The organism is Oceanicella actignis, from assembly GCF_008124525.1.
Classification (GTDB): Bacteria; Pseudomonadota; Alphaproteobacteria; order Rhodobacterales; family Rhodobacteraceae; genus Oceanicella; species Oceanicella actignis.
This window is the reverse complement of record NZ_VNHJ01000001.1, coordinates 587,431-594,119: the sequence shown is the minus strand read 5'-3', so window position 1 is coordinate 594,119 and position 6,689 is coordinate 587,431. Positions and strand designations below refer to the sequence as shown.

At 67.5% G+C, this 6,689-nt stretch carries 6 protein-coding genes; all 6 read right to left on the bottom strand.

The features are described 5' to 3' along the window. Nucleotides 1-1,046, bottom strand: a 1,046-nt coding sequence (locus LY05_RS02720) for an AMP-binding protein (protein WP_148921989.1), incomplete at its 3' end; no start/stop codon positions are given. Nucleotides 1,047-1,153: 107 nt separating this feature from the next. Beyond that, a complete protein-coding gene (locus LY05_RS02715; RefSeq protein WP_148921988.1) occupies nt 1,154-1,930 on the bottom strand; it encodes an ABC transporter ATP-binding protein in 777 nt (258 codons plus the stop codon). Beyond that, nucleotides 1,927-2,688: an ABC transporter ATP-binding protein gene (locus tag LY05_RS02710; protein WP_148921987.1), complete on the bottom strand. Its 762-nt coding sequence runs from the start codon at nt 2,686-2,688 to the stop codon at nt 1,927-1,929. The genes LY05_RS02715 and LY05_RS02710 overlap by 4 nt, the downstream gene beginning before the upstream one ends. An 11-nt stretch (nt 2,689-2,699) precedes the next feature. Then, nucleotides 2,700-3,863 (bottom strand): branched-chain amino acid ABC transporter permease, encoded by a 1,164-nt coding sequence (locus LY05_RS02705; protein ID WP_148921986.1) that lies wholly within the window; start codon nt 3,861-3,863, stop codon nt 2,700-2,702. A gap of 1 nt (nt 3,864) precedes the next feature. Then, the gene (locus tag LY05_RS02700; RefSeq protein ID WP_148921985.1) at nt 3,865-4,893 is read right to left on the bottom strand and encodes a branched-chain amino acid ABC transporter permease; all 1,029 of its coding nucleotides are present in this window, start codon (nt 4,891-4,893) and stop codon (nt 3,865-3,867) included. A 182-nt stretch (nt 4,894-5,075) separates the two neighbouring features. Continuing rightward, nucleotides 5,076-6,422 (bottom strand): substrate-binding protein, encoded by a 1,347-nt coding sequence (locus tag LY05_RS02695; protein WP_072746128.1) that lies wholly within the window; start codon nt 6,420-6,422, stop codon nt 5,076-5,078. Between the last annotated feature and the right edge of the window lie 267 nt (nt 6,423-6,689).

Below are 6,689 nucleotides of genomic sequence, written 5' to 3'. Positions count from 1 at the left end.
TTCACCTTGTGCTTCTCGCACACCTGCCAGAACCGCCCCGGATCGGGCCAGGTCGGCACGCCCTCGAACATCAGCGTCGTCGCCCCGTTCGCCAGCGGCCCGTAGACGATGTAGCTGTGCCCCGTCACCCAGCCCACATCCGCCGTGCACCAGTAGATGTCGCCATCGTGATAGTCGAACACGTACTGGTGCGTCATCGACGCGTAGACCAGGTAGCCCCCCGACGTGTGCAGCACCCCCTTAGGCTTGCCCGTCGAGCCCGAGGTGTAGAGGATGAACAGCGGGTCCTCGGCGTTCATCTCCTCGATCGGGCAGTCGTCCGAAACCCGCGCCGCCTCGTCCTCGTACCAGGCGTCGCGCGCCGGATCGAACGGAACCTCGGCCCCCGTGCGCCGCACCACCAGCGTACGCACGTCGCCGCCGCACCTGGCCAGCGCCTTGTCCACATTCGCCTTGAGCGGCGTCGCGCGCCCGCCCCGCGGGCCCTCGTCCGCCGTCACCACAAGCTTCGCGCCGCAATCGTTGATCCGGTCGGCCAACGCGTCGGGGCTGAAGCCCGCGAACACCACCGAGTGGATCGCCCCGATCCGCGCGCAGGCCAGCATCGCATAGGCCGCCGCCGGGATCATCGGCAGATACAGCACCACCCGGTCGCCCTTCGACACCCCCATCGCCCGCAGAACGTTCGCAAAGCGGCACACCTGGCGGTGAAGCTCGGCGTAGGTGATGTGTTCGCTCACTCCCGGATCGTCCGATTCCCAGATGATCGCCGTCTGATCCGCCCGCTCCTTCAGGTGACGGTCCACGCAGTTCGCGCACACGTTCAGCGTCCCGTCCTCGAACCAGCGGATCGACACGTCGGGATACGCGAAGGACGTGTTCTTCACCTTCGCATACGGCCGGATCCAGTCCAGCCGACGGCCATGCTCGCCCCAGAAACCCTCGGGATCCGAGATCGAGCGCGCATACATCCGCTCGTAGCCCGCCGCGTCGACATGCGCGCGCGACGATATCTCGGGCGGAATCGGGTAGATCCTGTCGGTCATGGCTGCGCCTCCCTCATAGCGTTTCGCGCGAAGATCGGCCGACGCGCGCGCCGGCGCAATGCTTCCTTCGTGCCCCCGCAAGGCGGGAAGCCGGCGGGGGCGGCGCGTCAGATGGCCAGATACTCGCGCCGCAGCTCGGCGTCGTCCAGCACCTGCTGCGCGGTTCCGTCGAAAGCCACCTGCCCCATGTCGAGGATGATGGCCCGATCGGCCAGCTTGAGCGCGGCGATGGCGTTCTGCTCGACCAGCACGGTGGTGATGCCCAGCTTCTTGATCTCGAGCAGCGTGCGCTCGATCTCCTGCACGATCACCGGCGCCAGCCCCTCATAGGGCTCGTCGAGCAGCAGCAGCTTCACGTCCCGCGCCAGCGCGCGGCCGATGGCCAGCATCTGCTGCTCGCCGCCCGACAGGGTGACGCCCTCTTGCGCGCGGCGCTCGCCAAGGCGCGGGAACAGCTCGTAGATGCGCTCGATGGACCAGCCCTGGGGCGGCGCGATCTGGGCCAGCTTCAGGTTTTCCTCGACCGTCAGGCCGGGAATGATGCGCCGATCCTCGGGCACCAGCTGCAGGCCCGCGCGGGCCGCCTCGTGCGACTTCATCTGGTGCAGCGGCTGATGGTCCAGCCAGATCTCGCCATGGCGCCGCTCGGGGCTGTCGAGGCGCGCGATCGCGCGCAGGGTCGAGGTCTTGCCCGCCCCGTTGCGCCCCAGAAGCGCGACGATCTCGCCCTCGTGGATGTTGAAGCTGACGCCCTGCACGATGTAGCTCTCGCCGTAATAGGCGTGCAGGTCCCAGACCGAGAAGAAGGCCGGCGCCGAGCCCAGATTGCGCTGGTTCTCGGGCTTGCGGACCGCGCGGTAGGCGTCCTCGTCGATGATGGTCATGCGTGCGCCCCTCCCAGATAGGCTTCCTGGACCTTGGGATTGCCCTTGATGTTCTCGGGCCGGTCCTCGACGATCACATGCCCCTGCGCCATGACCGAGATCCGGTGGGCCAGCGAGAACACGACGTGCATGTCATGCTCGATCACCACCTTGGTGATGCCGCGCTCTTCGCTCAGACGCTTGAGCAGGTCGATCGTGTTGTTGGTGTCGGCGCGGGCCATGCCCGCCGTCGGCTCGTCCAGCAGCAGCAGCTTGGGGTCCTGCACCAGGCACATGGCCAGCTCGAGCCGGCGCTTGTCGCCGCGGCTGAGCGCGGCCGCCTCCATCGCGCGGCGCTGGGCCAGGCCCACATCCTCGAGCGTGGCCAGCGCAAGGTCGCGGATCTCGGCCTCGGCGTCGAGCGCGCCCCAGGCGTTCATGCGGAAGGCGCCGTCGCGATGGGCCAGCGCGGCCACCATCACGTTCTCGAGCACGCTCAGCGCCTCGAAGATCTCGGGCGTCTGGAACACGCGGCTGACGCCCAGCTGGTTGATCTCGTGCGGCTTGCGCCCCAGCAGCGAGACCCCGTCGAACATCACCGTGCCCGTGTCGGGCGTCAGGCGGCCGACGAAGCAGTTGAGCAGCGTCGACTTGCCCGCGCCGTTGGGGCCGATGATGGCGTGAACCGTGCCGCGCTCGACCGTCAGGTTCACGTCGTCGAGCGCCTTGAGCCCGCCGAAGCGCTTGTTGACGTTCTGCACCTTGAGAATGGGATCCATCTGCGCGCTCCTCACTTTGCGGGCCGTTCTTCGGACGGCGCGTCGGATGCGCCGCGCGAGAACAGCCGCATCGCGCGCCGGGCGCCCTCGACCAGACCGCCGGGCAGGAAGATGACGATGGCCATGAAGATGACGCCAAGCGTCAGGTGCCAGCCCTCGCCCACGAACAGCGCCAGGACCGAAACCAGCGGCTCGCGCAGCGCGTCGGGCAGGAAGGACAGCAGGTCCGACAGCTCGGCCTTGTTGATCGCCGACAGGATGGCCTCGAAATACTTGATCATGCCCGCGCCCAGAACCGGCCCCAGCAGCGTGCCCGCGCCGCCCAGGATGGTCATGAGCACCACCTCGCCCGAGGCGGTCCACTGCATGCGCTCGGCGCCGGCCAGCGGGTCGGTCGCCGCCAGCAGCCCGCCCGCAAGCCCCGCATACATGCCCGAGATCACGAAGGCCGCCAGCGCGTAGGGACGCGTGTTGACGCCCGTGTAGTTGAGGCGGTTCTGGTTCGACTTGAGGGCGCGCAGCATCAGCCCGAAGGGCGAGCGGAAGATGCGCAGCGCCGCGTAGAAGCCCAGGATCAGCACCGCCGCGCAAAGGTAGAAGCCGACGTTGAACTGCACGGTCATGCCGAGCAGCTCGCTCTCCCAGGTCTGGTTCATGGGCAGGCCGAACAGGTTGGTCAGCGGCAGCCCCCCGCTCTGCCCGGCGCCGTCCAGGATGCGCGGATCGTCGAGCGCGATCTGAAGCCCCGTCTCGCCGTTCGTCAGCGGCGTCAGCACGGAATAGGCCATGTTGTAGCTCATCTGCGCGAAGGCCAGCGTCAGGATCGAGAAGTAGATCCCCGACCGCCGCAGCGAGACATAGCCGATCAGCAGCGCGAACAGCCCGCCCAGCAGCACCGCGAAGACGATCGCCGGCAGCACGTTCATGCTCAGCAGCTTGAACGCCCAGACCGCGGCGTAGGAGCCGACGCCCAGGAAGGCCGCGTGGCCGAAGCTCAGATAGCCCGTCAGCCCGAACAGGATGTTGAAGCCGATGGCGAACAGCCCGTAGATGGCGAATTTCTGCAAGAGGTCCGGATAGCCCGCGCCGAAGGGCGCCAGGATCACCGGCCCGGCCAGCACCGCAACGGCGAAAAGCAGCAGAAGCAGCCGGTCGGCGGCGTTGAGATTGGTCATGTCAGCTCTCCATCACGCCCTTGCGGCCCATCAGGCCCCGCGGACGGGTCAGCAGGATGGCCACCGCCACCAGGTAGATGATGATCTGGTCGATGCCGGGCAGGATCTGCTTGACCTCGTTCATCGAGGCGAAGCTTTGCAGGATGCCCAGCAGGAAGCCCGCGGCCACCGCGCCGCCCAGGCTGCCCATGCCGCCGACCACGACGACCACGAAGCTGAGCACCAAAAAGTCCATGCCCATGTGGTAGTCGGGGCTGAGAATGGGCGAATACATCGCCCCCGCCGCGCCCGCCACCACGGCCGCCAGGCCGAACATGAAGGTGAAGCGCCGGTCGATGTCGATGCCCAGAAGGCCCACCGTCTCGCGGTCGGCCATGCCCGCGCGCACCACCATGCCGAAGGTGGTGAATTGCAAGAAGGCGAACACCGCGCCGATGATCGCGGCCGCGAACAGGAAATAAACCAGCCGCCAGGTGGGATAGACGACCGTGTTGGGCTCCATGCCGATCAGCGCGCCGAAATCGGCCATGCCCTGATACGAGGACGGCGCCGGCATGGGAATGGGGTTGGCGCCGAAGCCGGCCTTGACCAGCTCCTGCAGCACGATCGCCAGGCCGAAGGTCACCAGGATCTGGTCCGCATGCGGGCGCTTGTAGAAATGGCGGATCAGGCCGCGCTCCATGGCGACGCCGATCAGCATCATCACCGGCACGGCCAGCGCCAGCGAGATCGGCACCGAATAGTCGATCAGCCACTCGCCCGCATCGCCGAACCAGACCTTCGCGTAAGGCACGCGCACCTCCAGCGGCGTGCCCCAGGGGGTCTTCTTGATGGGGTCGAGCAGCACGCGCTCGGCGGTCACCACCTTGTCGAAGGCGACGGCGCAGAAGGCGCCCAGCATGAACAGCGCGCCATGGGCGAAGTTGACCACGCCCAGCGTGCCGAAGATCAGCGTCAGGCCAAGCGCGATCAGCGCGTAGGCGCTGCCCTTGTCCAGGCCGTTGAGCACTTGGAGAAGAAAGGCGTCCATGAGTCTCAGGCTCCCGAATGGACGATGCGTGACGCCCGCGCGGCGCGTGCGCGCAAGGCGGCGCGGCGCGCCGCAAGGGGCGCCGCGCGCGGATGAGAAGAAGAAGCCCGGCGCGTCGGCCGGTCAGCCGCCCGGCCGCGGGTCGGCGGAGCCGGCCGGCCCCGCCGCGCGCCGCGGCGCGATCAGGCGCCCGGGTTGCACTTGCCCAGGTCGCCGCCCGCGAACATCGGGTGATCCGGCGGGTAGGTGACCTGCTCGGCCGGCACCTGGTCCACCACCTCGAGGCGGTCGAACTCCGAGGTCGGGTTCTCCTTGCCCTTCACCACCAGAACCGACTTGAAGCACTGGTGATCGTCGGCCCGATACAGCGTCGGCCCGTTGCCCATGCCGTCGAACTCGAAGCCCTCGAGCGCCTCGACCACGCCGCACGGGTTGAAGGTGCCCGCGCGCTCGCACGCATCGGCGTAGAGCAGCGCCTGGACGTAGCAGGTGTGCGCCGCCTGGCTGGGCGGGAAGCCGTATTTCTGGCCGAACGACTTGACGAAGGCCTTCGACCCCTCGTCCTGCAGCGACCAGTGCCAGTTGGTCGAACCGAAGATGCCCTTGACCGCGTCGCCCGCGCCCTGCGCCATCAGGCGCGAGTAGAGCGGCACCACGATCTCGAACTTCTTGCCGTTCACGATCTTGTCGCGCAGGCCGAACTGCACCGCCTGGGTCAGCGAGTTGACCATGTCGCGGCCGTAGTGGTTCAGGATCAGCACGTCCGCGCCCGAGTTGAGCACCGGCGTCAGATACTGCGAGAAATCGCCCGCCCCGAGCGGCGTGCGCACCTTCGCGACGGTCTCCCAGCCCAGCGCCTCGGTGGCGGCGGCGATCGATTCCTCCTGCGTCCAGCCCCAGGTGTAGTCGGCGGTCAGGTGATAGGCCTTGCGGTCCGAGCCGTAATTGGCCTTGAGCACCGGCGCCAGCGCCGCGCCCGACATGTAGGCGTTGAAGAAGTGGCGGAAGCCGTTGGCCTTCTTGTCCTTGCCCGTGGTGTCGTTCGAATGCGTCAGCCCGGCCATGAAGATCACGCCGGCCTCCTGGCACAGGCCCTGCACGGCGATGGCCACGCCCGAGGACGAGCCGCCGGTGATCATGATCGCGCCGTCCTTCTCGATCATGCGCTTGGCCGAGGCGCGCGCGGCGTCCGACTTGGTCTGCGTGTCGCCGGTGACGTATTCGACCTTCTTGCCCAGCACGCCGTTGCCCTTGAGCGCCTTGGACGAGAAGGTGTTCAGCATGCCGCCGTCGCCCTCGCCGTTCAGGTGCTCGACCGCCAGCTGATAGGCGCGCAGCTCGTCCGCGCCCTCGTCGGCATAGGCGCCGGTCTGGGGCACGTTGAAGCCGAAGATCACGCTCTTGCCCTTGGGCTCGTTGGTATAGGCCCAGGCCGGGCGCGAGAACACCATCGGGGCGGCGAGGCCCACGCCCGCGGCGGCGCCGGTCTTGAGCAGCCCGCGGCGGCTGACGATCAGTTTGTCTGACATGGATTCCTCCCTTTCATCTTTCGGGCCGGCCTGGCGCGCCCTTGCGGCGGCTCGGGACCGGGCGCGGCGCCCGGAAATTGACCAACCCGGCCATGACTATGCCACAGCCTGTAAATGAATCAACAAGGCGTTGACGAAAAAGGGTTTTTATGTAAATGCTTTGCTTATCGCACGCGCAGCATAGTCAATCGGTTGACATTGCGGCGCAACATTCCGTAGCGGAACAAGGACTTGCGCGCAATGATCGAAGCTCGCCCCGAACCGCGC